Origin of the sequence: Streptomyces sp. NPDC090025, assembly GCF_044748125.1 — a bacterium.
In the GTDB taxonomy this organism is placed as follows: domain Bacteria; phylum Actinomycetota; class Actinomycetes; order Streptomycetales; family Streptomycetaceae; genus Streptomyces.
This window is the reverse complement of sequence record NZ_JBIVFL010000006.1, coordinates 154192-180626: the sequence shown is the minus strand read 5'-3', so window position 1 is coordinate 180626 and position 26435 is coordinate 154192. Positions and strand designations below refer to the sequence as shown.

The 26435-nt window shown below is 72.3% G+C and carries 21 protein-coding genes; 10 read left to right on the top strand and 11 right to left on the bottom strand.

Annotation, left to right across the window (positions count from 1 at the left end):
- Positions 1–3: 3 nt before the first annotated feature.
- The 5 genes from ACIPXM_RS16970 (at position 4) to mscL (ending at position 4125) form a co-directional block, all read left to right on the top strand.
- The gene (locus ACIPXM_RS16970) at positions 4–1284 is read left to right on the top strand and encodes an MFS transporter (RefSeq protein ID WP_401655836.1); all 1281 of its coding nucleotides are present in this window, start codon (positions 4–6) and stop codon (positions 1282–1284) included.
- Between the two features lie 68 nt (positions 1285–1352).
- Positions 1353–1676: an FmdB family zinc ribbon protein gene (locus ACIPXM_RS16965; RefSeq protein ID WP_401655834.1), complete on the top strand. Its 324-nt coding sequence runs from the start codon at positions 1353–1355 to the stop codon at positions 1674–1676.
- A gap of 173 nt (positions 1677–1849) precedes the next feature.
- The gene (locus ACIPXM_RS16960) at positions 1850–2725 is read left to right on the top strand and encodes an S-methyl-5'-thioadenosine phosphorylase (RefSeq protein WP_401655832.1); all 876 of its coding nucleotides are present in this window, start codon (positions 1850–1852) and stop codon (positions 2723–2725) included.
- Positions 2726–3111: 386 nt separating this feature from the next.
- The gene (locus tag ACIPXM_RS16955; RefSeq protein WP_401655830.1) at positions 3112–3498 is read left to right on the top strand and encodes an RcpC/CpaB family pilus assembly protein; all 387 of its coding nucleotides are present in this window, start codon (positions 3112–3114) and stop codon (positions 3496–3498) included.
- 111 nt (positions 3499–3609) lie between these two features.
- Entirely contained in the window at positions 3610–4125 is a 516-nt protein-coding gene (gene mscL / locus ACIPXM_RS16950) for a large conductance mechanosensitive channel protein MscL (protein WP_401655828.1), read from the top strand.
- Between the two features lie 19 nt (positions 4126–4144).
- Here mscL and ACIPXM_RS16945 read toward each other — a convergent pair whose 3' ends face one another.
- The 10 genes from ACIPXM_RS16945 to nirB all read right to left on the bottom strand — a co-directional run bounded on the left by ACIPXM_RS16945 (position 4145) and on the right by nirB (position 17608).
- Entirely contained in the window at positions 4145–4357 is a 213-nt protein-coding gene (locus tag ACIPXM_RS16945) for a hypothetical protein (protein WP_401655826.1), read from the bottom strand.
- A gap of 90 nt (positions 4358–4447) precedes the next feature.
- A complete protein-coding gene (locus ACIPXM_RS16940) occupies positions 4448–4867 on the bottom strand; it encodes a hypothetical protein (protein ID WP_401655824.1) in 420 nt (139 codons plus the stop codon).
- Positions 4864–5559, bottom strand: a complete 696-nt coding sequence (locus ACIPXM_RS16935) for a Rieske (2Fe-2S) protein (protein ID WP_401655822.1) — start codon at positions 5557–5559, stop codon at positions 4864–4866. The genes ACIPXM_RS16940 and ACIPXM_RS16935 overlap by 4 nt, the downstream gene beginning before the upstream one ends.
- Complete coding sequence (locus ACIPXM_RS16930; RefSeq protein WP_401655820.1) at positions 5556–6155, bottom strand: 4Fe-4S dicluster domain-containing protein; 600 nt, start codon at positions 6153–6155, stop codon at positions 5556–5558. The genes ACIPXM_RS16935 and ACIPXM_RS16930 overlap by 4 nt, the downstream gene beginning before the upstream one ends.
- A 7-nt stretch (positions 6156–6162) precedes the next feature.
- Entirely contained in the window at positions 6163–8460 is a 2298-nt protein-coding gene (locus ACIPXM_RS16925; protein ID WP_401655818.1) for a molybdopterin oxidoreductase family protein, read from the bottom strand.
- Positions 8457–9590 (bottom strand): MFS transporter, encoded by a 1134-nt coding sequence (locus ACIPXM_RS16920; protein ID WP_401655816.1) that lies wholly within the window; start codon positions 9588–9590, stop codon positions 8457–8459. Before ACIPXM_RS16920 ends, ACIPXM_RS16925 begins: the two co-directional genes overlap by 4 nt.
- 124 nt (positions 9591–9714) lie before the next feature.
- Positions 9715–10515 (bottom strand): pyruvate formate-lyase-activating protein, encoded by an 801-nt coding sequence (pflA, locus tag ACIPXM_RS16915; protein ID WP_401655814.1) that lies wholly within the window; start codon positions 10513–10515, stop codon positions 9715–9717.
- 154 nt (positions 10516–10669) lie between these two features.
- Positions 10670–12991, bottom strand: a complete 2322-nt coding sequence (gene pflB / locus ACIPXM_RS16910) for a formate C-acetyltransferase (RefSeq protein WP_401655812.1) — start codon at positions 12989–12991, stop codon at positions 10670–10672.
- A gap of 188 nt (positions 12992–13179) precedes the next feature.
- Positions 13180–14604: a NarK family nitrate/nitrite MFS transporter gene (locus ACIPXM_RS16905; RefSeq protein WP_401655809.1), complete on the bottom strand. Its 1425-nt coding sequence runs from the start codon at positions 14602–14604 to the stop codon at positions 13180–13182.
- A 187-nt stretch (positions 14605–14791) separates the two neighbouring features.
- Positions 14792–17608: a nitrite reductase large subunit NirB gene (gene nirB / locus ACIPXM_RS16900; protein ID WP_401655807.1), complete on the bottom strand. Its 2817-nt coding sequence runs from the start codon at positions 17606–17608 to the stop codon at positions 14792–14794.
- A 317-nt stretch (positions 17609–17925) separates the two neighbouring features.
- On the opposite strand from nirB, the gene ACIPXM_RS16895 reads away from it, so the two are divergent.
- The 5 genes from ACIPXM_RS16895 to ACIPXM_RS16875 all read left to right on the top strand — a co-directional run bounded on the left by ACIPXM_RS16895 (position 17926) and on the right by ACIPXM_RS16875 (position 24932).
- Complete coding sequence (locus ACIPXM_RS16895; protein ID WP_401655805.1) at positions 17926–18636, top strand: sirohydrochlorin chelatase; 711 nt, start codon at positions 17926–17928, stop codon at positions 18634–18636.
- 225 nt (positions 18637–18861) lie between these two features.
- Positions 18862–20037 carry a low temperature requirement protein A gene (locus tag ACIPXM_RS16890; RefSeq protein WP_401655803.1) on the top strand — a complete coding sequence of 392 codons (1176 nt, stop codon included), beginning with the start codon at positions 18862–18864 and terminating at the stop codon, positions 20035–20037.
- A 78-nt stretch (positions 20038–20115) separates the two neighbouring features.
- Positions 20116–22920, top strand: a complete 2805-nt coding sequence (locus ACIPXM_RS16885; RefSeq protein ID WP_401655801.1) for an AfsR/SARP family transcriptional regulator — start codon at positions 20116–20118, stop codon at positions 22918–22920.
- A 143-nt stretch (positions 22921–23063) separates the two neighbouring features.
- Positions 23064–23888 carry an SDR family oxidoreductase gene (locus tag ACIPXM_RS16880; protein WP_401655799.1) on the top strand — a complete coding sequence of 275 codons (825 nt, stop codon included), beginning with the start codon at positions 23064–23066 and terminating at the stop codon, positions 23886–23888.
- Between the two features lie 258 nt (positions 23889–24146).
- Positions 24147–24932: a DUF6227 family protein gene (locus tag ACIPXM_RS16875; protein WP_401655797.1), complete on the top strand. Its 786-nt coding sequence runs from the start codon at positions 24147–24149 to the stop codon at positions 24930–24932.
- On the opposite strand, the gene ACIPXM_RS16870 is transcribed toward ACIPXM_RS16875, so the two are convergent.
- Positions 24875–26041 carry a glycosyltransferase gene (locus tag ACIPXM_RS16870; RefSeq protein ID WP_401655795.1) on the bottom strand — a complete coding sequence of 389 codons (1167 nt, stop codon included), beginning with the start codon at positions 26039–26041 and terminating at the stop codon, positions 24875–24877. The genes ACIPXM_RS16875 and ACIPXM_RS16870 overlap by 58 nt on opposite strands.
- Between the last annotated feature and the right edge of the window lie 394 nt (positions 26042–26435).

Below are 26435 nucleotides of genomic sequence, written 5' to 3'. Positions count from 1 at the left end.
ACCGTGGCGTCCACGGTCAACACCGAGAAGCGGCCCGGTTACGGACAACTGCTCCGCACTCCCGGTGCTCTCTCCTTCCTTCTGCCGGGCTTCGCCGCCCGACAGCCTTTCGCGATGCTGACCATCGGCATCGTGCTGCTCGTCCAGCACACCACCGGCTCCTACGGCAGCGCCGGCGCCGTCGCCGCCGTGACCGGTGTCTCCATGGCGCTCTTCGCGCCGCAGAGCGGCAAGCTCGCCGACCGCTTCGGCCAGCGCGCGGTCCTCCTCCCCGGTGTGCTCGTGCACACCGCCTCCGTCTCCCTGCTCGTGGTGCTGGCCCTCGCCGGTGCCCCGATGTGGGCGCTGTTCCTGGCCGCCGTCCCGGCCGGTGCCTCGGTGCCGCAGGTCGGCCCGATGGTCCGGGCCCGATGGGCCGCCAAGCTCGACGGCACCCCGCTGATGTCGACCGCCGCCGCCTTCGAGTCGGTGACCGACGAGTTCACCTTTGTCGTCGGCCCGGTCCTCGCCACCGCCCTGTGCACCGGCATCCACCCGGCGGCCGGTCTGATCGCCGAGGCGAGTCTCACCCTGATCGGCGGCCTGTTCTTCGCCGCCCAGCGCCGCACCCAGCCCGCCCACGGCCTGGCCGCCGCGGCCGGTCGCTCCGACGGCGAACCGCACCGCTCGGCCCTGTCGGTGCCCGGCGTCCGCGTCCTCGTGATCGCCTTCCTCGGCATCGGCTCCGTCTTCGGCGGCATGCAGGTCTCGCTCACCGCCTTCTCCGAGGAGATCGGCAACCCGGGCGCCAACGGCCTGCTGTACGGCGTCTTCGCCGCCGGCAACATGCTCGCCGGTATCGCCATGGGTGCCGTCGCCTGGAAGATCGGCCCCCGCCGTCGTCTGATCCTCGGCTACATCGGTCTCACCGTCGCCGCCTCCCTTCTGTGGTCGGCCCACTCCGTCCTGCTGCTCGGCGCCCTCGGCCTGGTCGTGGGTCTGTGCATCGCCCCGGCCCTGATCACCGGCTACACGATCGTCGAGACCCTGGTCCCCGCGACCTCCCGCACCGAAGCCTTCACCTGGCTGACCGCCGCGGTGGCGCTCGGTCAGGCCATGGCCGTCACGGTCGCCGGCCGCCTCGCCGACGCCCACGGTGCGAGCACCGGCTTCCTGGTCCCGATGGTGGGCACCCTGCTCGCCCTGATCACGTTGCTCGCCCTCCGCTCGCGGCTCCGGCCCCGCGCGGCGAGCCGGGTCGCGGCGCGTGGCGTCGGTCACCGAGTTCCCGTGGCGGTGGACTGATCCCGCGGAATACGTCACTATGGATCGTCGTTAGCACTCGATGAGTGTGAGTGCCAGGAGGAAGACAAGTGCCGACCTACCAGTACCAGTGCACCGAGTGCGGCGAGGGCCTCGAGGCGGTGCAGAAGTTCACGGATGACGCTCTGACCGAGTGCCCGAACTGCAAGGGACGCCTGAAGAAGGTGTTCTCCGCGGTCGGCATCGTCTTCAAGGGCTCCGGCTTCTACCGCAACGACAGCCGCGGCTCGTCGTCCAGCAGCTCGCCGGCCGCGTCGAAGTCCTCCACGACTTCGTCCTCGACCTCCTCGTCCCCCACCGCGTCGTCGACGCCTTCCACGTCCTCCTCGGACTCGAAGCCCGCGACCTCGTCGAGCTCCACGTCGGCGGCCTGACCTCCGATCTCGGGTTCACCCGGTTCTTCCCGATGCCCCGTCGCCTCGCGCGGCGGGGCATCGGCGTATCTCCCCCCATGCATGGGGCCTGGTGTATGGGGCCCGGTCGGGCCGGGCGCCCCGGGTCGGCCGCCCCGAGCTCCCTGACCGGGCGGACGGTTAGGGTGACGGCCATGGCGACCCAGCAGACGACTGACCCCACGACGGACTCGTACGCGGACATCGGCGTGATCGGCGGTTCCGGGTTCTACTCCTTCCTGGACGATGTGACCGAGGTGTCGGTCGACACCCCGTACGGCAGCCCCAGCGACTCCCTCTTCCTCGGCGAGATCGCCGGCCGGCGCGTCGCCTTCCTCCCCCGGCACGGCCGCGGCCACCATGTGCCGCCGCACGGCATCAACTACCGCGCCAACCTCTGGGCCCTGCGCTCCCTGGGCGTGCGACAGGTCCTCGGGCCGTGCGCGGTCGGCGGCCTGCGCGAGGAGTACGGCCCCGGCACCCTCGTCGTGCCCGACCAGCTGGTCGACCGGACGAAGTCGCGGACGCAGACCTACTTCGACGGTGAGCCACTGCCGGAGGCATGGGGCGGCGCCGTCCCCAACGTGGTCCACGTGACCTTCGCCGACCCCTACTGCCCCGACGGCCGCCTGGTGGCCCTCAAGGCCGCCCGGGGCCGGGGCTGGGAGCCCGTCGACGGCGGCACGATGGTCGTCATCGAAGGCCCCCGGTTCTCCACGCGCGCCGAGTCGCGCTGGCACGCGGCCGCGGGCTGGTCGGTGGTCGGCATGACCGGCCACCCCGAGGCCGTACTCGCCCGGGAACTGGGACTCTGCTACACCTCCCTCGCACTGGTGACGGATCTGGACGCGGGTGCGGAGACCGGGGACGGCGTCTCCCACACCGAGGTACTGCGCGTGTTCGGCGAGAACGTCGGCCGGCTGCGCGACGTGCTCTTCGACGCGGTCGCCGCGCTCCCCGCGACGGCCGACCGTGCCTGCCTGTGCACCCAGGCCCACGACGGGTGGGACCTGGGCATCGAGCTGCCCTGAACCGCGCGGACCGGGGAGTGGGACCGGGTGAGGGCCGGCCGCCCACGGGTCGGGACTGACTCCAGCGTGCTCGCCCCCGGCCCGCTCCGGCAATCGCTCACGCGAGTGAGGAAGTTGTCCACAACCGGCGAGTAGTCCACAGGCCCGAGCGGGACGGTGGCGGGGTGCGGCACGGTGATCGTGGTTCGCCGGACGGTCCGGTGAACCGCGATGTCACGACAGGCGGTTGCGCGATGACCACACACTCCTGCCTTCCCTCGCCACGCGGCTCGGTGCCCCCGCCGTGCGGGGTCCCGCAGTTCGACCCGCTCCGGGTGCGCGGTGCGCGGCTGAGGCTGCGCCGGGCCCTGCGCAGGCGGCGTCGGGCGCCCGCCGCGGTTCTCGCGATGACGGCCGCAGCGCTCGCGGCGACCGGCGTCGCCGGGGCCGACGACCTGTCCCCGCAGCCACCACCCCCGGTCTCGGACCGGCCGGCGCACCGGCCGTCCCCCGTCCCGCTCGTGTCCGCACCGGTGCGGATCTCCGACGCGGCGACGGTGCGGCTGCTACGGCCCGGCGACCGTGTCGACGTGATCGCCGCGCCCAACTCGGCGCTGGGTGAGGCCGGTGAGGCCCATGTGGTGGCCTCGGGCGTTCGAGTGGCCGAAGTGCCGCGCTCGGGTGAGACTCGTTCGGACGGTGGGGCTCTGGTCGTCCTGTCCGTTCCACGGTCGACGGCGACCGCGCTCGCCGGGGCGGGCATGACGTCCCAACTGGCGGTGACGTTGTGCTGATTCGCACTGACGCCCTGTCAAGTCACCGTCCCGTGTGTACGGATTGGACGCCTTCGCGTCGTTCGCGGCGTAATGGCTCCGCACACTGCACACCGAACGAAGGGCACAAGGGTGAGCGCCAAGAAGGAGAGCTTGCTGGGCGGCTTCAAAGCCTTCCTCATGCGAGGCAATGTGATCGACCTGGCGGTCGCGGTCGTGATCGGCGCCGCGTTCACCAATATCGTGAACTCGGTCGTGAAGGGGATCATCAATCCGCTGGTCGGCGCCTTCGGCACCAAGGACCTGGAGAGCTACACCAGCTGCATCAAGGACCCCTGCAAGGTCGTGAACGGCGAGATGCAGGGCATCGAGCTGCAGTGGGGTCTGGTCCTGAGCTCGATCCTCAGCTTCCTGATCACGGCGGCCGTCGTCTACTTCCTGATGGTCCTGCCGATGGCAAAGATCCTGGCCAAGCGTGCCGCGCACGACAAGGCGAAGGAAGGCGTGCAGGAGACCATGGAGATCAGCGAGCTCGAAGTGCTCAAGGAGATCCGGGACCACCTCGTCGCGCAGCGCGGTCCCGGCGCGGGTTCCGGTTCGGGCTCCGTGCCCGGTTCCGGCGGTGGCGGGGCTCACCCCACCTCCTGACCGGCGGCGCCCGTCGGCGTCAGAGGTGGTGCGGCGGCTTCTCGTCGAGGAAGCGCGCGAGGTCGGCGGCGCTGCCGCCGGCCGGAGGCCGCTCGCCCCAGCCACGGTCCGTGTCGTCCGTGGACTGCTGGTCCAGCGGATCGTCGAAGATCAGTGCCGGCCGCGGTGTCGGTTCGGGTGCGTCGTCGGACTGCTTCGCTGCTCGCGGTCCGTGGGCGGGGGCGGTGCTCATGTCTTCAGGGTACGCCGCGGGAACCGCCCCGTACCCGGTCGATCCAGGGGCTGATCAGGGCGGTTCCGGGTGCGGGGCGGTGCGGGCGGGTCAGCGGTCCTTGGGGTCGAGCAGCCACAGGCCGAGGACGACGAGGAACGACAGGACCAGGAATCCGGCGCCCCACCAGGCGGTGCCTGTGTCGCCCGCCATCCATTCGTCGACCACGATGGTCAGGCCCCACAGCTGGCCGATGACCACGGTGAGGGCCAGGGTGAGCCGGGCCGAGAGCTTGGAGGAGCGCTCGGGCTCCTGTTCGGTGCCGGCTCCCGGGCCCGGGCCCGTGTGGCGAATACGGGGGTCGGCGTAGCCGCTGGTGGGGCGGATCTGGGGGTAGCGCTCGTGGACCGGGCGGTTGAGCCGGGGCTGGGCGCTGCCGGGGGTGTAGACGGGCCGGGGCGGCATCGCCGGGGCCGGTTCGACCGAGGGGTCGGGCGCGCCGGGGTCCTTGGGGAAGGGGGTGTCGGTCATGTCCTTCGGGTCCTCTCGGCCACGCTGCCGCCGGCGCCCGGGCAGCCGAGGCGTTCGGCCAGGCCGGGGCGTTCGTCGCCGAGCTGGCGGCAGAGCCCTTCCTTGACGCTCTCGCCGGAGCGGGTGGTGCCGACGGCCCAGACGCTGCCGTCGACCTCCTCGACGAGGAGCACCTTCGGCAGGCCGCGGGGCGGCGGGCCCGCGGTGACCTCGCCGGTGCGGGCGTCGAAGACGCCCTCGTGGCAGGGGCAGTACAGCTCGCCCTCGCTCCCCCGGTCCTTGCGCCACAGGACGGCGCAGGCGAGGTGGGTGCAGACGGCGGAGTAGCCGGCGAGGGTGCCGTCGGCGAGGCGGATGGCGACCGCGCGGTCCTCCTCGTCGGGATAGCGGAAGGCGATCGATTCGCCGGGGAGGAGCTGGTCGGCGACCTTCTTGGCCTCGGGGGGTCCGTCGTCGCTGTCGCCGTGCCGGTGGAGGATGCCGGAGGCGACGCCGATGCCGCCGATGGCCAGGCCGCCGGAGACGGTGGCGACGATCCGCAGGTAGTCGCGGCGGGTGGTGAGGGAGTCGGCGGCGATGCGGTCGCGCAGCGCCTCCTGGGCGGCGTCGGCGGGCCGGTCGGGGTCGGCCGGATCGGCGGGGTCGGTGGCCGGGCCGGGGCCGTTGTCCGGGGGCTGTTCGGTGAGGCTCATCGGACATCCACTCCGTTGACTTCGACGATGGGCAGCCCGCCGGGGACCGGCCACTTGACCTTGTCGGCCGGGACGACCATCGCCACGCCGGTGGAGATGGTGGTGGACCCGAAGGTGAAGGAGTCGGCGACCTCGACGCCGGGGCGTTCGGCCCGGAGTTCGTCGAGGGTGCCGTAGAAGAGGGCGCCGGTGGGGCAGACGGTGGCGCACATGGGGGCGAGTCCGTAGGCGGTGCGGTCGTAGCAGAGGTTGCACTTCATCTGCAGCTTCGCCTGGAGGTCGATCTTCGGGACGCCGAAGGGGCAGGCGTTGACGCAGTTGGCGCAGCCGATGCAGCGGGTGGTGTCGGCCTGCTGCACCACGCCGTCGGCGGTGACCAGGATCGCGTCGGCGGGGCAGACCTCGGCGCAGGGGGCGACCGGGTCCTCACAGTGCATGCAGACGGTGGGGAGGGAGGCGACGGAGTGGCCCTCGTCGGGGTAGTCGAGGTGGATCATCGACTTGCCGCGGTGCGAGTCGCATTCGCGGCAGGCGGAGACACATGCCTGGCAGCCGATGCAGCGGCCGGGGTCGATGAAGATCGTGCGACCCATCATGGGCGGCTCAGCTCCTCTCCGAGGTGCCACGGCCCTGGGGGGCCGTGGGGGGCAGCGGGTCGTCGCGGGAGATCTGGGTCTCCGGGTAGGCGACCTGGCCGGGGGCGGTCGGTGGCGGCGGGACCTCGTCGATCCGTTCGGCGGCCTCGATGCGGGCGGCGCAGACCTTGTACTCGGGGATCTTGGACCGGGGGTCGAGGGCGTCGATGGTCAGCGCGTTGGCCGCGGTGGGGACGGGCCAGTGGTAGGGGACGAAGACGGTGTCGGGGCGGATCGCCTCGGTGACCAGGGCGGGGAAGACCTCGCTGCCGCGCCGGGTGACGACGCGGACCGGGTCGCCGTTGCGGAAGCCGTGGGAGGGGTGGACCTCGACCCAGGGGCGTGGGGTCTGTTCGACGAGGGCGCCCAGGCGTCGGGTCTGGTTGCCGGAGAGGAAGTGGGCGACGGTGCGACCGGTGGTGAGGGAGAGGGGGTATTCCTCGCTGTACGGGTCCATGGGCGGGTGCCATTCGACGACCTGCATATGGATCTTGCCGTCGGCGTGGTAGGTCCTGCCGTCCTCGAAGAGGCGGGGGGTGCCGGGGTGGTCGGTGGCGGGGCACGGCCAGGCGATGCCGCCGGTCTCCTCAAGGCGCTCGTAGGTGATGCCGTAGTAGTCGTTGACGGTTCCGGCGGAGGCGACGCGGAGCTCTTCGAAAACGGAGCGGGAGTCGGGGAAGTCGAACTTGTCGCCCGCGCCGAGGCGTTTGGCGAGTTCGCAGATCACCCAGGTGTCGGTGCGGACCCCGGCGGGCGGTTCCTGGGCCTTGTTGTGCTTGACGACCCGGGCCTCGGCGTTGGCCATGACGCCGTCGTCCTCGGCCCAGACGGTGACGGGGAAGACCACGTGGGCGTTGGCGGCGGTCTCGGAGAGGAAGAAGTCGAATTGGGCGTGGAACTCGACGGTGTCGTAGCCGTCCTTGACCGTGGCGTAGTTGGGGAGGGAGACGAACGGGTTGTTGCAGATGCCGATGAGGCCGCGGATCTCGCGGCGCTGCATCTGCCAGACCATTTCCATCATGGAGGTGCCGGCGGGCGGGAGTTCGGACTCCTCGATGCCCCAGATCTCGCAGATCTGCCGGCGGTGTTCGGGGTCGGAGATGGAGCGGCCGCCGGGCAGCAGGTCGGACTTCTGGCCGTGCTCGCGACCGCCCTGGCCGTTGCCCTGGCCGGTGATGGTGCCGTAGCCGGCGCCGGGGCGGCCGATGTTCCCGGTGGCGGTGCACAGGTTGATGATGGTCAGGCAGTTCTCGACGCCCTGGGAGTGGTGTTCTACGCCGCGGGCGTGCCAGGCCATGGCCTTGTCCGCGCCGGCGAACATCCGGGCGACCTGGACGATCTGCTGCTCGGGGACGCCGCAGATCTCGGCGGAGCGGCTGGGCGGGTAGGCGGCGACGGTCTTCTTCACCTCCTCCCAGCCGGTGGTGTGGGCGGCGAGGTACGCCTCGTCGGTGAGGCCCTCGGCGACGACGACGTGGAGGACGGCGTTGAAGAAGGCCGCGTCGGTGCCGGGTTTGAGGGCGACGTGGATGTCGGCGGTGCGGGCGATGGCGGTCTCGCGCGGGTCGACGACGATCATGGTGGCGCCGCGGTCCCGGGCGCCCCAGAGGTACTGGGTCATCACGGGGAAGCATTCGCCGACGTTGGATCCCGCGATGAGCAGGCAGTCGGTGAGGAGGATGTCGGAGAAGGGGTTGCCGGCCCGGTCGATGCCGAAGGAGAGCTTGTTGGCTCCGGCGGCGGAGACCATGCACAGGCGGCCGTTGTAGTCGACGTGGCGGGACTTCAGGGCGACCCGGGCGAACTTGCCGACGAGGTAGGTCTTCTCGGAGAACAGGCTGGCGCCGCCGAGCAGACCGAAGGAGTCGTTGCCGTACTCGCCCTGGATGCGGCGGATCTCGGCGACGGTGAAGTCGAGCGCCTCCTCCCAGCTGGCCTCGCGGAAGGGTTCGTCGCGGTTGCGGCGGACCAGCGGGGAGGTGAGCCGGTCGGGATGGTTGACCTGCTGGTAGGCGTTGATGCCCTTGGGGCAGAGCCGCATCCGGTTGATGTCGTGGTTGCGGGGTTCGACGCCGAAGACCTTGCCGCCGTTGTCGACGCGGAGATACATGCCGCACTGCACTCCGCAGAAGCAGCAGTGGGTGGGGACGAGGGTCTCGCCGTTCTGGTCGGCGTGCCAGCGGTCGGCGGGGATGCCGCCCGCGTCGCGGAAGTTGCGGGTGCCGGGCGGGGCGACGGACGGGTCAAGCGGCAGCGGGGAGGTCACTTGAAGCCCTTCTTGACGTGGGAGAGGTAGGCGGTGCCCCGCAGGACGCGCTTGCAGCGCGGGCAGTACTCGGCCCAGGTGTCGAAGTCGAGCTGGAGGTCGCGCATGGTGCCCTGAAGGTTCTCGACGTAGGGGGCGGCGTCGATGGGCTGTCCGCAGCGACGGCAGGTGAGGAGGCCGTCAGCGTCGACGGTGGCCCCGGAGGCCGCGACCTGTCCCGCGCCCTTGTGCCGGGAGGTGAACTTGAACAGCTGCATGCCGACGGCGGCGGGCCGCTGCACGATGTGGAAGAACTTCCCGAAGGGGATGTAGATGAGGGTGAACACCACCGACACCATGTGCAGGATCGCCAGGAACTCGTAGCCGCCGCCGTGCAGGAAGATCGAGGAGAAGGTGAGCAGCAGGCCGGTGACGGAGATGACGATGAGGGCGATCAGCGGGACCAGGTCGTAGGCGAAGCGCTGGCCGGTGATGGCGCCGCGGTCCTTCATGCGCCGCCACAGGAAGTACGAGGCGCCGGGGATGACCAGGACGGCGGCGATGTCCAGGCCGTGGAACATGAGCCAGCCGAGGATGTTGAGCGAGTCGAAGCCGAGGACCTTGAAGCCCCAGATCCGCATCTCGTAGCCGGGGCCCGAGCCGGTCGAGGAGGTGAAGGTGAACCAGCCCCAGGTGAGCGGGAAGGTGATGAGCGCGGCGAGGATGCAGCCCCAGAAGATCAGCTGGTGGGCGGCCCAGCGGGCGTGCGAGCGGGCGCCGAGGAACTTCTGGAAGCCGAGATAGGTGGCGATCATCCGGGGCAGCGCGGTGGGTGCCCGGCGGAAGTTCTCGACGGAGAAGAAGGCGCGCCAGCCCTGTCGGAAGAGGCGGCGGGCGCCGGGGGCGGAGACCCACACGGTGTAGCGGTAGGCGACGCCGAACGCGAGGAAGACGGTCGCCACCGCGTACGGGAGGAGGGCCGAGTCGAAGTCGCGCAGCAGCCGGCTGCCGAGCACGATCGCGAGGATGAGCAGCACGGAGACGGCGACCCCGGCGAGGGTCGCGCGGCGGCGGACCTGGGCGGGGGTCTGGGGCGGCCGGTCGGTGAGGGCGGGCAGCGGCTCGACGGGTGCCTGCGGTGGCTCGATCACGCGGCCACGATAGGGCTAGATACACCCTTATGCCCGTTTTGCGCGATCAACGGGTGAGTCCCCGGACCGGGCCGTGGCCGGGCGGGGACTCGAAGGGGGGACGGGGGCGGACCGGCCCGGGGGCTCAGACGGCGTAGAGGCCGTGCGACCGGAAGATCTCGCGGGTCTCGGCGACCTGCTCGGGGGTCGGCGACGGGGTGTCGTGGAGGGTGAAGGGCTTCTCCAGGGCCTGCCACTTGCCTTCGCCGAGCTTGTGGAAGGGCAGGACGTCGACCCGGGTGACGTTGCCGAGGCCGCCCGCGAAGGCGGCGACGCCCTCGATGTTGGCGGGGTCGTCGGTGAGGCCGGGGACCAGCACGAAGCGGACGTGGACCTCCTGGTCGATCTCGGCGAGCCGGCGGGCGAAGTCCAGGGTCGGCTGCAGCGGACGCCCGGTGACCTTGCGGTAGGTGTCCGGGTCCCAGGACTTGATGTCCAGGAGGACCAGGTCGGTGTCGCGCAGCAGGGCGTCGGTGGCACGGGCGCCGAGGAAGCCGGAGGTGTCCAGGGCGGTGTGCAGGCCGAGCTCGTGCTTCATCCGGTGCAGCAGTTCGCCGGTGAAGACGGGCTGGAGCAGCGGTTCGCCGCCCGAGACGGTGGCGCCGCCGCCGGAGGCGGAGATGAAGCGGGTGTACTTGCCCGCCTCGGCCAGGACGTCGTCGGCGGAGGTGCGCTTGCCGTTCCGCATCCGCCAGGTGTCGGGGTTGTGGCAGTACAGACAGGTGAGGGGGCAGCCGGAGAGGAAGGTGACGAAGCGGGTGCCGGGGCCGTCGACGCCGGTGGACAGGTCCCACGAGTGCACCGAGCCCTCGGAGGGGCGGTGGGTCGCCGCGGCGGCCGGGGTGGCGGGGCGGGTCGGGATGTCCGAGCCGAGGAGTACGGCCATGGCAGGGCCTCCTGTCCGGATGGAGCGAGAGAGGGGAGGAACGGGGATGGATCGTGGTTCACGCGCGGCCCGGGACCCGTGAGGGTCGAGGGAGGGTCCCGGGGCCGCGCGAGCTGGTGGGGGCCGGCCGATGGGGACGGCCGGCCCGGGCCGGCTACAGGGAGCCGTGGAAGGTGCGGTTCAGCACGTCGAGCTGCTGCTCGCGGGTGAGCCGGACGAAGTTCACCGCGTATCCGGAGACCCGGATGGTGAGCTGCGGGTAGTTCTCCGGGTGCTCCATGGCGTCCATCAGCACGTCGCGGTTGAGCACGTTGACGTTCATGTGGAAGCCGTCGCTGGCCATGTAGCCGTCGAGGACACCGGCGAGGTTCTTGATCCGCTCCTCGGGGGTGCGGCCGAGACCGTCCGGGGTGACCGTGTTGGTCAGCGAGATGCCGTCCTCGGCGTCCTCGTACGGGAGCTTGGCGACCGACAGGGCGGAGGCCACGTAGCCGTGGGCGTCACGGCCGTTCATCGGGTTGGCGCCCGGGGAGAACGGCTCACCGGCGCGACGGCCGTCGGGGGTGTTGCCGGTCTTCTTGCCGTAGACCACGTTGGAGGTGATGGTCAGCACGGACTGGGTGTGCTCGGCGTTGCGGTAGGTCGGGTGCTTGCGCACCTTCTTCATGAACTCCTCGACCAGCCACACCGCGATCTCGTCGACACGGTCGTCGTTGTTGCCGTACGCCGGGAACTCGCCGTCGATGGTGAAGTCGGTGGCCAGACCGGTCTCGTCGCGCAGGGCGGTGACCTTGGCGTACTTGATGGCGGCGAGCGAGTCGGCGGCGACCGAGAGGCCGGCGATGCCGCAGGCCATGGTGCGGCGCACGTCGCGGTCGTGGAGCGCCATCTCGATGCGCTCGTAGGCGTAGCGGTCGTGCATGTAGTGGATGACGTTCAGCGCGTGGACGTACACGCTGGCGAGCCATTCCATCTGCTCGTCGAACTTGCTCATGACCTGGTCGTAGTCCAGGACCTCGGCGGTGAGGGCGCCGGTGTCCGGGCCGACCTGGGCGCCGGACTTCTCGTCCCGGCCGCCGTTGATCGCGTACAGCAGCGTCTTGGCGAGGTTCACCCGGGCGCCGAAGAACTGCATCTGCTTGCCGACCGGCATCGCGGAGACGCAGCAGGCGATGGCGGTGTCGTCGCCGAAGCGCGGGCGCATCAGCTCGTCCGACTCGTACTGCACGGAGGAGGTGTCGATGGAGACCCTCGCGCAGAACTCCTTGAAGCCCTGGGGGAGCTGCGGCGACCAGAACACGGTCATGTTCGGCTCGGGGGCCGGACCGAGGTTGTACAGGGTCTGCAGGTAGCGGAAGGAGGACTTGGTGACCAGCGGACGGCCGTCCTCGCCCATGCCGGCGATGGACTCGGTGACCCAGGTCGGGTCGCCGGAGAACAGCTCGTCGTACTCGGGGGTGCGCAGGAAGCGGACGATGCGGAGCTTGATGATGAAGTCGTCGACCAGCTCCTGGGCCTGCTCCTCGGTGAGGAGGCCGGCCTCGATGTCGCGCTGCAGATAGACGTCGACGAAGGTCGAGGTGCGGCCCAGCGACATCGCGGCGCCGTTCTGCTCCTTCACGGCGGCCAGGTAGGCGAAGTACAGCCACTGGACGGCCTCGCGGCCGGTGGTGGCGGGGCCGGAAATGTCGTAGCCGTACGAGGCGGCCATCGCCTTCAGCTCACCGAGCGCGCGCATCTGCTCGGAGAGCTCCTCGCGCAGGCGGATGGTCTCCTCGAGCGAGCGGTTTCCGGCGGGGAGGGCGTTGAGCTCCTCCTTCTCCTCCTTCTTCACCGCGATGAGGCGGTCGACGCCGTAGAGGGCCACGCGGCGGTAGTCGCCGATGATGCGGCCGCGGCCGTAGGCGTCCGGGAGTCCGGTGACGATGCCGGCCTTGCGGGCGGCGCGGATCTCGGGGGTGTACGCGTCGAAGACACCGGCGTTGTGGGTCTTGCGGTAGTCCGTGAAGACCTTCTCCAGCTCCTCGGAGACCGGGTAGCCGTAGGTCTCCAGGGCACCGGCGACCATGCGCCAGCCGCCGTAGGGCATGATCGCGCGCTTGAGCGGGGCGTCCGTCTGGAGGCCGACGATCAGGTCCTTGTCGCGGTCGATGTAGCCGGGGGCGTGGGCGGTGATGGTGGAGGGGATGTCGTACGAGACGTCGTAGACGCCCTTGGTCCGCTCCTCCGGGAACTTGTCCGTGATCGCCTTCCACACGGCCGTGGTCCGCTCGGTGGGACCGGCCAGGAAGGTGTCGTCACCCTCGTAGGGGGTGTAGTTCTGCTGGATGAAGTCGCGGACGTCGATGGCGTCCCGCCACAGGCCACCCTTGAAGCCCTTCCAGGCCCCGTCGTTCACCGTTGCTTCTGCAGGGGTCGCAGTCACTGCCCGCACCGCCTTCTCGACTCTCGAAACAGCCTCGTTGCTTGCTTCCATTGCACCCCTTTTGATCGATCAAATGGGGCGGCAATGGTCACCACTCGATGGCCGTAGGTCCCGTTCCGGGAATGCGGAAAGGCCCCGCCGTGGCGGGACCTTTCTCAGGCATGGGATCAGGGCCGGGAGCAGGACCCGGATCAGCCGGTCAGCCGGTCAGCTGGTCAACCGATCAGCCGGTCGGCCGGTCAGCTGGGCGCCTCGGCGTTCTTGCGGGCGTAGAACCACCAGGCCACGACGATGCAGCTCAGGTAGAAGCCGACGAATCCCCACATCGCGCTGGTCACGGCCACCGAACCGAACAGGGCCGGGATGAAGAAGAAGCCGTAGGCCGCGATGGCCGAGGTGAAGCCGGTGACGGCACCGGACTCCATTTCCGCCTGCTTGAGCGCCTTGGCGTACTCCGGGGTGCCCTCGGTGAGGCCCTTCAGGTGGGTCCCGCGGAAGATCACCGGGATCTGCCGGAAGGTCGAGCCGTTGCCGATGCCGGAGAAGAAGAACGCCGCGAGGAAGCAGAAGAAGAAGCCGTAGAAGGATCCGCCGTCACTGCCCGAGGGAAGGAAGTTGATCACTCCGATGATGGCGACCGCCATGCCCACGAAGGACAGGATCGTCACCCGCGCGCCGCCCCACTTGTCGGCGATCCAGCCGCCGGCCCAGCGGGACAGGGCGCCCACGGCGGGGCCCATCCAGGCGTAGGTGGCGACGGAGTAGTCCGGGAACGTGGTCTTGATGAGCATCGGCAGGGCCGCGGCGAAGCCGATGAAGGAGCCGAAGGTGCCGACGTACAGCCAGGTCATCAGCCAGTTGTGCTTGCGCTTGAAGATGACCTTCTGCTGGCTGAAGGGGGTGGAGGCGACCTTCAGGTCGTTCTGGCCGAACCAGGCGATGGTGGCGAGGACGAGCAGCACCGGCACCCAGATGAAGGCGGCGTTCTGCAGGAAGACGGGGGTGCCGTCGGCCTTGTGCTGGCCGGAGCCGATGGCGATCGTCGACCAGGTGATCACGATCGGGGTGAGCAGCTGGACGACGGAGACGCCCAGGTTGCCCAGACCGCCGTTGATGCCGGTCGCGCTGCCCTTCTTGTTCTTCGGGAAGAAGAAGCCGATGTTGGCGAGCGAGGAGGCGAAGTTCGCGCCGCCGATGCCGCACAGCGCGGCGATGGCGACGAGCACGCCGTACGAGGTCGACGGGTTCTGGATCGCGATGCCGAGCCAGATCAGCGGGACCACCAGGACGGCCGTGGACAGGGCGGTGAAGCGCCGCTGGCCGATCATCGGGCCGAGGAAGGTGTAGAAGATCCGGGCCGTGCCGCCGGTCAGACCGGGGATGGCCGTCAGCCAGAACAGCTGGGAGGTGGAGAAGCTGAAACCGACGTCCTTCAGGTTGGTCGCGGTGACCGACCAGACCTGCCAGACCACGAACGCCACCAGGAGCGCCGGGACGGCGATCCACAGGTTACGGTTGGCGACCTTCTTGCCGATCGACTTCCAGAAGAGCTCGTTCTCGGGCTCCCAGTCGGTGATCGGCCGGCCGGGCCGGTACTGCTCCGTGTCGTACGAGACGGGCGACGAGCCGCCCGTCGTTCTGCTGTCCTGGGTTACGGAACTCATGGCGCTTCCCTGACTTCCCTGATGCTTCGCGAACACGCCCACTGCGGGCTTTCTTGCTCTTCCAGGCTGCGCTCCGGGATAAGGGCGCCGTGAGAGTCGATCGTCGCCAGAACGGGCGTCCCTAGGTCCCGTCCTGGACGGGACCTAGGGACGCCCGGGGCAGCCTCGGGACGGCCTCGGGACGGCGTCACGCCTGGTCGCGGGCTGCCTTACCGGACTCGGGCACCGCGGGCACGGGGAGCACCGGGAGGGCCGTCTCCGGGTCGTCGAGGCAGACGCCGGTCCGCAGGTCGAACTCCTGCTTGTGCATCGGGGAGGCCACCACCGGCACGCCGTCGCGGGTGCCCATGATGCCGTTCGCGATCACGTCGGCGCCCGAGAACGGGTCGCGGTTGCCCACCGCGTACACCGTGCCGTCGCCGTCCCGGAACAGCGCCGCCTCGGTGCCGTCGGCGAGCACCGCGCTGCGGCCCCGGCCCGGCTCCAGGAACTCGGGCCCGGCCACGTGCGAGGTGAACCGCTCCAGGGCCGCCGGGTCGTCCAGGACCGCCTGCCACTCGTCGCGGTAGGCCGCCACGTGCCGCTCCATCTGCGCCTCGAGCTCCGCGCAGATGCCGAGGGAGTCCTCCACCAGGACCTCCCGCAGGTGCTCGAGCCCGGCCGCCGCGCCGCCGGTCCTGCCGTCGATGCCGCCCAGCCGCTCCAGCCAGGCCGCGGTGCGTTCGAGGCGCTCGCCGGTGCGCACGTAGTACATGAGGAACCGGTCGGTCAGCGCGAAGAGTTCGGCCGCCGAGAGGTCGGAGGCGAGCAGGTCGGCGTGGCGCGGGCTGGTGCCGCCGTTGCCGCAGACGTACATGTTCCAGCCACCGGCCGTGGCGATCACGCCGATGTCCTTGCCGCGCGCCTCGGCGCACTCGCGCAGGCAGCCCGACACCCCGCCCTTGAACTTGTGCGGGGCGCGCAGACCCCGGTAGCGCAGTTCCAGGTCGATCGCCAGCTGCACCGAGTCGCCCTGCCCGAACCGGCAGAAGCGCGACCCGACACAGGACTTCACCGTGCGCAGCGACTTGCCGTACGCCTGCCCCGACTCGAAACCGGCGTCGATCAGACGCCGCCAGATGACCGGCAGGTCCTCCTTGCGGGCGCCGAACAGGTCGATCCGCTGACCGCCCGTGATCTTGCTGTAGAGGTCGAAGTCGCGCGCCACCTCGCCGATCACGATCAGCTGCGCGGCGGTGATCTCACCACCGGGCACCCGCGGCACCACGGAATACGTGCCGTCCTTCTGGAGGTTGGCGAGGAAGAGGTCGTTGGAGTCCTGGAGCGCCGCCTGCTCCCCTTCCAGGACGTGCCGCAGACCGAGTTCGGGCGCCAGCGTGCCGAGCACGTTGGCGACGACCGGCTTGCAGACGGTGCAGCCCGCGCCGCCCGCGCCGTGCCGCTCCATCAGTTCGGTGAAGGAGCGGATGTGTTCGGTGCGCACCAGCTCGTACACCTCGGGCCTGGTCAGCGCCGGGAAGTGCTCGCACAGGCCCTTGGGGCGCTCGACGCCCGCCGCGTCGAGGACCGCCTGGAGGGTGTTCAGGCAGCCGCCGCAGCCGGTGCCCGCCTTGGTGCAGCGCTTGACGCCGCCGATGTCGGTGAGGCCGTTCTCGGCGATCGCCTCGCGCACCGCGCCCTTGGTCACGTTGTGGCAGGAGCAGACGACGGCGTCGTCCGGCAGCGCCTCCGCGCCCGGCAGCCCGCCGCCGGAACCGGCGGACGCGGGCAGCAGGAACGCCTCCGGCGGGGCGGGCAGCTGCCGCCCCGCGTGCGGCTTCAGGGAGCCGTACGCGTCGGCGTCGCCGACCAGGATGCCGCCGAGCAGCTGGCCCTCCGGGCCCAGCAGCAGCTTCTTGTAGACGCCCTCGCGGCCGTCGGAGAACACGATCTCGGTGGTCTTCGCCGCGCCAGAGGCATCCGCGAACGGGTCGCCGAACGACGCCACGTCCGCGCCCATCAGCTTCAGCTTGGTGGAGGTGTCGGCGCCCGTGAAGACGGTCGTCCCCTCCCCCGCCAGCCGGTCCGCGACCACCTCGGCCATCTGGTAGCCGGGCGCGACCAGGCCGTACACCCGCCCGTCGGAGGTCTGCGCGCACTCGCCGACCGCGTACACGAAGGGGTCGGTGGTACGGCAGTGCTCGTCGACCAGGACGCCGCCGCGGTCGCCGACACCGAGCCCGGCCTCGCGGGCGAGCCGGTCCCGCGGCCGTACGCCGGCCGAGAAGACCACCAGGTCGGCGTGGATGCGGGTGCCGTCGGACAGCTTCAGCGACCGGACCCGGCCGTCCGCGTCCACGTCGACCTCGGCAGCGCCGACACCCGTGTGCACGGCCACGCCCATCGACTCGATGGTCGAGCGGAGCGCCGCCGCGCCGCCGTCGTCGACCTGGAGCGGCATCAGCCGGGCCGCGAACTCCACCACGTGCGTGGTGAGTCCGAGGGTGCGCAGCGCGCCCGCCGCCTCCAGGCCGAGCAGCCCGCCGCCGATCACGACACCGGTGCGGTTGTGCTCGTCGGCGGCGTAGGCGGTGAGGGCGTCGACGTCGTAGAGGGTGCGGTAGGTGAAGCAGCCGGTCGCGTCGGCGCCGGGGATCGGCGGCACGAAGGGGTACGAGCCGGTGGCCATGATCAGCACGTCGTACGGGACCACCGCGCCCGAGGTGGTCGTCACCGTGCGGGCGGCGGTGTCGATGTGCTCGGCCGGGTCGCCGAGGCGCAGGTCCACCAGGTCGTCGGGGAGCGCGGGGAGGCCGAGGTCGGCCGGGCTGGTGCCGGTGAAGACGGCGGAGAGGTGGACCCGGTCGTACGCCGGGACGTCCTCCTCCGCGAGCACGGTCGCCCGCCAGCCGGGGCCGCCGTCGGGACCGGCCAGCGCGCCGCGCTCGGCGAGGGCTTCGAGCAGGCGGTGGCCGACCATGCCGTGGCCGATCAGCACGAGGTTCCGGGTGGTGGGGGCAACCATGGCGGTCTCCGGGGGTGGGGGCTGGGTGGCCGGTGGCTGGTGCTCCGGGGCCGGTCGGGCTCCGCAGCCTGCGGGTGACGCGTGGGGCGGCGGGCCGGGAGGGCGCCGTCGCGTGCGTCGTCTTCGACGTTAGGAGGGGCGGAGCGGGGCGCGGCACCGAAAAGGACCCGACCGGACGGGACTTGCGGCCCTGCGGGAGGGGACTTGCGGCGGCGCGGGGCGGGGCGGCGCCGGACGTAGCGTGAGGGACGAGGGGGCCGTGGCGCCGAACGACACCGGTGCCACGGCCCCGGACGGCGTCCTGGAGGTAGTGGGGCATGCGTGATCTCGTACTCGCGGTGCACGGCAGCGCGGTCCCGGAGGCCGGCGCGACCGTCGCCCGGCTCGCCGACGCGGCACACCGCCTGACCGGCGCGCCCGTGGCCGTCGCCCATCTCGACCACCAGAAGCCCTCGCTGCCCTACGTCCTCGCGGACCGGCCCGGTGCCGTGGTGGTGCCGCTGCTGCTCGGCGACGGATACCACCGGAACGTCGACATCCCGTCGGTCGCCCGGCACTTCGACTGCACGGTCACCTCCGGCCTGAGCGGCGCGCACGGCGTCGGCCTCGCCCTGTACGACCGGCTGCGCGCCGCCGAGTGCGCGGCGGGCGCCCCCGCCGACGCGGTGGTGGTGGCCGGTGCCGGATCCTCCCGCCCCGGCGGCAACGACGGTACGAGGACGGCGGCCGAGCAGCTCGGGCGCCTGGTGCCGGTCCCGGTGACGACGGCGTACTGCTCGGCCAACGGGCCCGGCGCCCCGCGCGTCGCGGAGGCGGTGGAGGCACTGCACGCCGCCGGGTTCCGCCGGGTGGCGCTCGCGGCCCATCTGCTGGCCCCCGGCCGGTTCACCCACGCCCTGGCGGCGGTCCCCGGAGTGTGCGCGGTCTCGGCCCCGCTCGCGGACCACGCGCGCGTGGCGGGCGTGGTGGCGGAGCGCTACCGGGCGACGGCGGGCCGGAAGGTGCTGGTGGGCGCGCTCAGGGGGTGAGCCGGGAACCCAGGGGGTGAGCCGGGGAACCCAGGGGGTGAGCCTGGGGAGGGTCCGGGGAGGGTCCGTACGTGCCCGATCCGACCCCGGTACGGGTGCGGCGCGCGGTGCACAGGTGACGCGCGCGGGCCCATGGGGTGGACGCGACACGCGGCACGGGCGGGACCCGTGGTGGTCTGGTGTCGTGGCTGCCGTCGGAGCGGTCGGTCTGCTGTCCTGTGGGGCATGACGCAACCGCCTTTCCTCCCCCTCACCGCGCGCTCGCGCGCGGAGGCGCACCGGGCCGCCACCCCGCTCGAACTGTTCTTCGACCTCTGCTTCGTCGTGGCCGTCGCCCAGGCCGGGGCCGAGCTGGTGCACGCCGTCGCCGAGGGACACGCCGGGACCGGCATCCTGAACTACGCGATGATCTTCTGGGCCATCTGGTGGGCCTGGATGAACTTCACCTGGTTCGCCTCCGCGTACGACAACGACGACGTGCTCTACCGCGTGGTCACCCTCGTCCAGATCGCCGGAGTGCTGATCCTCGCCGCCGGGGTCTCGCGGGCCTTCGAGAAGCACGACTTCACCGTCGTCTTCATCGGGTACGTCGTCATGCGGCTCGCGCTCTCCTCGCAGTGGCTGCGCGCCGCGCACCACGCCACCGACCCCGCCGAGCGGACCATGTGCCGCCGCTACGCCGCCGGGGTGCTGATCTGCCAGATCGGCTGGTCGGGACTGCTCTTCGTACCGGAGTCCGGCATTCCGTGGCTGTTCCTGTTCATGGCCCTCGCCGAGATGGCGGTCCCGGCGCTCGCCGAGCGGAACGTCACCACCCAGTGGCACCCGCACCACATCGCCGAACGCTACGGCCTGTTCACGATCATCGTGCTGGGCGAGACGATCGCCGCCGCGACCGTCGCCGTGAAGTCCGGCGTGGCCGAGAACGACGCGCTCGGCGAGGTCCTGCCCCTCGCCGCCGGCGGTCTGCTCATCGTCTTCGCCGCCTGGTGGATCTACTTCGTCGTGCCCGTCCACGACCGGCTCACGTCCAACCGGCAGGGCTTCCTCTGGGGCTACGGCCACTATCTGATCTTCACCTCCGCCGCCGCGATCGGCGCGGGCATCGAGATCGCCGTCGAGCAGGCGGTCGGCAAGGCGCACATCACCACCCTCGCCGCGGCCGCCGCCGTGACCATCCCGACCGCGGTCTTCCTGCTCTGCGTGTGGTTCCTGCACGCCCGCTACTTCAAGGTCGGCTTCGCCCAGCAGGCGCTGCTCCCGGTGGCCGCGCTCGCGATCCTGATGTGCTCGTTCGCCGGGGAGTGGGCGGTGCTCGCGGCCGGGCTCGTCGCCGCCGCGACGGTGGGCGTCGGAGTCACCCTGACCGCCACCAACCCGGCGACCAAGTCGCGTTCCTGAGCCCCCTTGGGGCCCTGTTGAGCTCTCTCGAACCCTCCCCGGTTGAGCCCTCCCTGGCACCCGGACAGAATGCCCCGCATGATCTTCCGGCTGCTCGGACCGTTCACCGTCGACGACACCCCGGCCCCCGGCGGGCCCCGGGGCCGCGCGCTGCTCGCGCTGCTGCTGCTCGACGCGGGCCGTACGGTGCCGACCGGGCGGATCATCGACGCGCTGTACGGGGACGAGCCCCCGGCGGGCGCCGCCAACGCCCTCCAGTCGCAGGTCTCCCGGCTGCGCAGGGCGCTGCCGCCCGGGGTGGGCGTCGAACACACGGCGGCCGGTTACCGGCTGACCGGCGCCGGGCCCGACGACGTGGACGCGCTGCGCTTCGAACGGCTCGCCCGGGAGGGCGCGCGCGCCGGGGCGGCCGGGGACGCCGTCCACGCGGAACGGCTGCTGCGCGCGGCGCTCGCGCTGTGGCGCGGACCCGCGCTCGGGGACCTGGCGGACGCGCCGTACGCGCCGGGGCAGACCGCCCGGCTCGACGCGCTGCGCGTCGACACCCTGGAGGAATGGGCGGCGGCGCGGCTCGCCGGCGGGGGCGCGAACGTTGACGGGGTCGGGGGCGCGGACGAGGACGGTACGGCGCTGGTACGGGAGTTGACCGCGGCGGCGGCCGCGCATCCGCTGCGCGAACGGCTGCGGGCGCTCCAGATACGGGCCCTGGCCGGGGCCGGGCGGCAGGCGGAGGCGCTGGCCGTGTACGAGGAGGTGCGGGGCGCACTCGCGGAGGAACTGGGCGCGGACCCCTCCCCGGAACTCGCGGCGGCGCAGCTGGCGGTGCTGCGGGGTGAGGCGTACGGGGACGGGGACGGGTACGGGTCGCCGCAGGCCGGACCGCGCGCCGCTGCGCCCGCTCCGGCGCCCGCTCCGGCGCTCGCTGTGGTCCAACCGGTCCGGCCGCCGGTCCCGCTCACCGGCTTCGTGGGGCGGGACGACGAACGCGCGCGGCTGACCCGGCTGCTCGGCGCCGCCCGTCTGGTGACGGTGGTCGGGCCCGGCGGCGCGGGCAAGACCCGGCTCGCGGTCGAATGCGCGGGCGGGGGCTGGGGCGGGGGCGGGGATGCGGGTGGGGACGGGAGTACGGGCGCGGGTTCGGTGTTCGTGGACCTGGCGGCCGCGGAGGCGGGCAGCGGCTCCGGGCCGGCCACCGGATCGGTCCTCGGCGCGTTCGCGCGGGCGTTGGGGGTGCGGGACGCGTCCATGGCCGGGCTCGTCAGGGCCCTCGCCGACCGGCCTCCGCTGCTCGTCGTCGACAACTGCGAGCACGTGGTGGCGGAGGCGGCCGAGCTGGTACGGGCGCTGCTCACCGCGTGCCCCGGGCTCCGGGTCCTGGCCACCAGCCGGGAGGCCCTCGGCATCGCAGGCGAGTCCCTGCTCCCGCTGGCCGCGCTGGCCCCCGGCGCGGCGGAGGAACTGTTCGTACGGCGCGGGGCCGCGGCGCGCCCCGGTTTCGACGGCCACGCGCGCGTGCCGGAGATCTGCGCGGCGCTCGACGGACTGCCGCTCGCCCTGGAACTGGCGGCGGCCCGGCTGCGGACGCTGACCGTCGACGAGATCGCCGACCGGCTCCGCGAACGGGTCGCGCCCCGCCCCGGCGACGCGGGCGGCGACCGCTTCCGGCTGCTCTCGCGGGGCGACCGGACGGCGCCGGAGCGGCACCGGACGCTGGCCGCGGTGGTGGAGTGGAGCTGGGAGCTGCTCGACGAGGAGGAGCGCCTGCTCGCGGCCCGTTTCTCGGTGTTCCGGGGCGGCGCGACGGCAGAGGCGGTCGGCGCGGTGGCGGCGGGCCGAGCCCCGGAAGGCGACGCCGCCGACACCGGGGACCTGCTCGCGTCGCTCGTCGAGAAGTCCCTCCTGACGGCCGCCGCCGACGAGGGTGCGGGTGCGGGCGTGGGTGCGGGTGCCGTGGCCGCCGGTCGGACCCGGTACCGGATGCTGGAGACCGTCCGCGCCTACGCCGCCGCCCGGCTGCCGTACGACGATCCGGCCTTCGCCGCCCACACCGCCCACTTCCTCGCCCTCGCCCGCGCGGCCGACCCCGAACTCCGGGGCCCCGCGCAGCTCGACCGGCTGGCGCTGCTCGACGCCGAGGACGCCAATCTGCGGGCCGCCCTGCGACGGGCCGGGGCGGCGGACGGGCTGCGGCTGGTGGCCGCCCTGACGGCCTACTGGTGGCTCCGTGGGCTGCGCGGGCAGGTCGCGGGCCAGGTGGAGGAGCTGCTTCAGCGGGCCGAGCGGAGCGGGTTCGATCCGGTGGCGGCCGGTCTCGCGGAGGAGTACGCGCTGGCCGTCCTCACCGCTGCGGCGGGCGGTGCGGACCACGGAACGGGCCAGGGGGACCGGCTCGACCGGGCACGGGACGGGCTCGTGGGGCGAGCGGGTCTCGCGGGGCGGGCGGAGCCGCTGCGGCAGCCGTTCACAGCGTTCCTGTGGGCCACCACGGTCGGCCCCGAGGAGCGGCTTCCGGTGCCCGGCGACGCCTGGTCGCGGGCGCTCGACCTGGTCGGCCGAGGCCATCTGGCGCTCGCGCGCGGGGCCGCGGAGGAGGCCGGTGCGGCCCTGACGGACGCCCTCGCCCGGTTCCGCGCGCTCGGCGAGCGCTGGGGCACCGCCACCGCCCTCGAAGGGCTCGCCGCCCTCTCCCCCGCCCCACTGCCGCTGCTCGCCGAAGCGCTCGACCTCTTCACGTCGCTCGGCGTCGCCGAGGACATCGCCGATCTGCTGCTGCGCCGCGCGGCCGTCCACGACGCGGCCGGCGACCCGGAACGGGCCGCCGCCGACCGGGCCGGGGCGGCCGAGACCGCCCGGCGGGCGGGACTCCCTGACCGGACTCCGTGACCGGGCTCCCTGACCGGCGCTGACCGGCCCCGGCGGGCGGTGGTCAGGGACCGTCAGCGTTCCGTGCGCGGGCGGTCAGCGGGCCCGGCCACTCTCCTTCTCGTCGGCACCCCGCCGACCGACGGAGGAGAGAAGGAACCACCATGGAGACCAAGGCCAGCAGCAGCATCAACGGCACCACCGGTACCGCCGGTACCGTCGTCCGCACCGCGCTCGTCACCGGGGCGTCGCGCGGGATCGGGCGGGCCATCGCCCGGCGGCTCGCCCGGGACGGGATGGTCGTCGCCGTGCACTACGGGGCCGACGCCGCCGCCGCGCAGGAGACCGTCGACCTGATCGGCGCGGAAGGCGGCCGGGCGTTCGCCGTGGGCGCCGACCTCGGGTCGTACGAAGGCGTCTCGGCGCTCGTCGAAGGAGTCCGCGCGGGCCTCACCGCGCATGCCGACGGGCCGGGGCTCGACGTCCTGGTCAACAACGCGGCCGTGACGAGCTCCGGCGGGCACCTCCAGGACGAGACCGTCGAGGCGTTCGACCGGCTGTTCGCGGTCAACGTCCGAGCGCCGTACTTCCTGGTGCAGCAGTTGCTGCCGGTGCTCCGCGACGGGGGCGCGATCGTCAACATCGGCTCCGCCGTCACCCGGATCTCGCTCTCCGACGAGCTGGCGTACGCGATGACCAAGGGCGCCATGGAGACCTTCACCCGGACCCTCGCCAACGTCGTCGGGGTCCGCCGGATCACCGTCAACACGGTCGCGCCGGGGCCGACGGAGACGGCCGGGCTGACTGCGGCGATGGCGGCGATGCCGGAGCTGGCGGGGATGCTGATCGCCGGGCAGGCGCTGCCGTGGGTGGGGCAGCCCGAGGACATCGCGGACCCGGTCGCGTTCCTGGCGTCGCCGGCCGGGCGGTGGATCACCGGGACGGTGGTGGACGCGTCGGGGGGCACGTACCTGGGGCCCAAGCGCTGAGGGTTCGGGGCGGAGATGGGGGCGCGCGGGGTGGCTTGCGCGCCGGGTCTGTTCGGGCTCGGCGAGGGCGGGACGTTCGGCCTCTAGCACTCCTCATCGACTGCCGGTATACCAAAGGGAGTTGACGGATTCGCGCAGGGGGCGCGGGAACTCATCGTGCGCCCCCGGTCGTTTTCCCGAACGCCGGACACGATGTCAGAGCCAGGGACTACGTTTAGCAAGCACCAAGTGACATGCGGCGACGGCCTGGAGACCCTCTTGAACGATCCGCAGGATCAGGATCAGCCTCACGATCCGTACGAGACGACCGAGACCCACCTTGAGCGACTCCTCGGCCGGGCGCTCAACTCCTTCGACCTGCCCGACTCCACGATCGAGCGCCTGGAGTCGGCCCTCGCCCATTCCACCGCGCTGTACTCCTCGCACCACAGCGCGTCGCTGCACCGCACCACCTACCGCCACACGTACCTGCTCCCCGACGGCACCGCGCACAGCCTCTGGGAGCTGGTCCACAACTCCGGCCGGGACGGCATCGAGCAGCACGAGCTGTACGTGGAGGAGGCCGAGGCGCGGCTCGCCGCGTCCCGGCTGCCGACCGGGCCCTCGCTCGGCTGGACGGTCGAGCGGGCGGACGGCTCGCCCGCCGACGAGGACGACGACCTGGAGGTGCTGAGCACCCTGCTCGCCCGGCCGATACCGACCCAGCCGCGGATGTACGTGCCGGACAACTCGGCCGACCACGCCCGCCGCGTGCTGCGCCGCGCGGAGAACGCGGACCGGCCCGGCGAGGCCGTCGCGCGGCGGCTGCGGCTCGCCTTCGCGCACCACATCACCCAGGCGTTCGGGCGGCACTGCCCGGTGGAGGGCGGCCGGGACGCCGGTTTCACCCTCTACGAGCACCAGTTCCTGCTGCTCGACGGCACCGAGCTCAGCCTCTGGGAGGTCGAGCACACGGCGACCCCGGACGGACGCCACATGTGCGAGGTCTACGCGTCGGAGCGCGCCGCGCGCGAAGCGATGGAGTCCCGCTCCCGGGTCCGCTGACCCGGGTGGGGCGGAGCCGGTGCGGCGGCCCGCCCCGCGGCGCGTGCCGCTGCTTCGGCTTCGGCTTCGGCCAGCTTGCCGAGGGCGAAGCCGCGGTTCGCTCTGGTCTGCTCGCGGTAGGGCGCGGGCAGATCGGGCAGGCCGAGGAGACGGTCGCAGGCGGCGAGCGACTCCTCGTACGCGCCGATCCAGTAGGCGGTGATCGAGTACTCGAAGAGCAGCCCCCAGCGGTACACCCACGGCTGGAGGAACAGCACGTCGCCGGCGGGCGGTTCGCGGTCGAGCACGGCGGAGACGACGGCGTGCGCCGCGTGGTGCCTGCGCTGCCCCCGTAGCCGGGACGCCAGCTCGTAGCACGCCTCCAGACGCTCCGGGCGCGCCTCCCAGGCCCGTACGAGGGTGTCCTGCGCGGTCGGCCAGTCACCGGACTCGGCGGTGAGCACCCCGGCCTGGAGCAGCGCGTAGTAGACCTCCTCGCCCCAGCCGCCCATCGCCGCGCGCCGCTCGTAGAGGGCGGCGGCCTCGGTGGGGCGGCCCATGTCGCGCAGGGTCTGGGCGAGGTAGAAGACGGTCCGCGGGTTGGCCGGGTCGCGGGCCAGCTCGGCGCCGAGCAGCCGGGCGTCGCGCTCGAACTTGTCGTGGCGCGAGCCGCCGTCGGCATGGTCCTCGATGACCAGCGCGTCCAGATTGCGCTGGAGATGGTCCCGGTCGGCGGTCAGGTACTCGTGCGTCACCCCTTCGTACCGCCACGGCAGATCGCCCCTGACCAGGCGTTTGATCCGGTATTCGAGAGCCCCCTCGTGCCGGAGCAGGTACGCGTCGGCCGTCAGCTCGGGCAGCGGTCCGTCCTGGCGGAGCACATGGTCGGCGTCGAGCAGCAGCAGGTAGTCGGCGCGGCCGCGGGCCCGAGCGACGTTCCGGCTGCGGTTGTGGCCGAAGTCCACCCACGGCTCCTCGCACAGCTCCCCGGGGATCCCGGCCAGCGCGGTCCTGATCAGGTCCTGGGTGCCGTCGGTGGACCCGGTGTCGGTGATCACCCAGGTGTCGATGAGGTGCCGGACGGAGCCGAGGCAGCGCTCGATCACCGCGGCCTCGTTCTTGACGATCATGCACAAGCAGAAGGACGGCTGCACGGCAACACCACTTCCGGTGGGCGGGGGCGGGGCGAGGGAGCGGGACGGAGCGGTACGGAGCGGGGGCGACCGTACGCAGGGCCGCGCCGGACGCGGCGGCGGCACGCCGAACGGGCCGCGCGGGTTCGCCATCGCGTACGCGTCCATTCGGCTAGAGCAGCTAGGCCATGGCGCTGAGGGGCCTCCGGGGCCGTCAAGGCTTCGCTCCTGCGATCCGATGAACTGACCGGGAGGCTGTGGCGACGAAGCGCTTCCCGGCGGCCCGCCGCCGGGTGCGCGCGGGTCGCCGCTCGCCTCCTGTGACGTCTGTGCCGGCCGTGCCGCCCGCGCCGTCCGTGGTCCCCGAGCCACCGGCGGCCTGCGCCGCAGG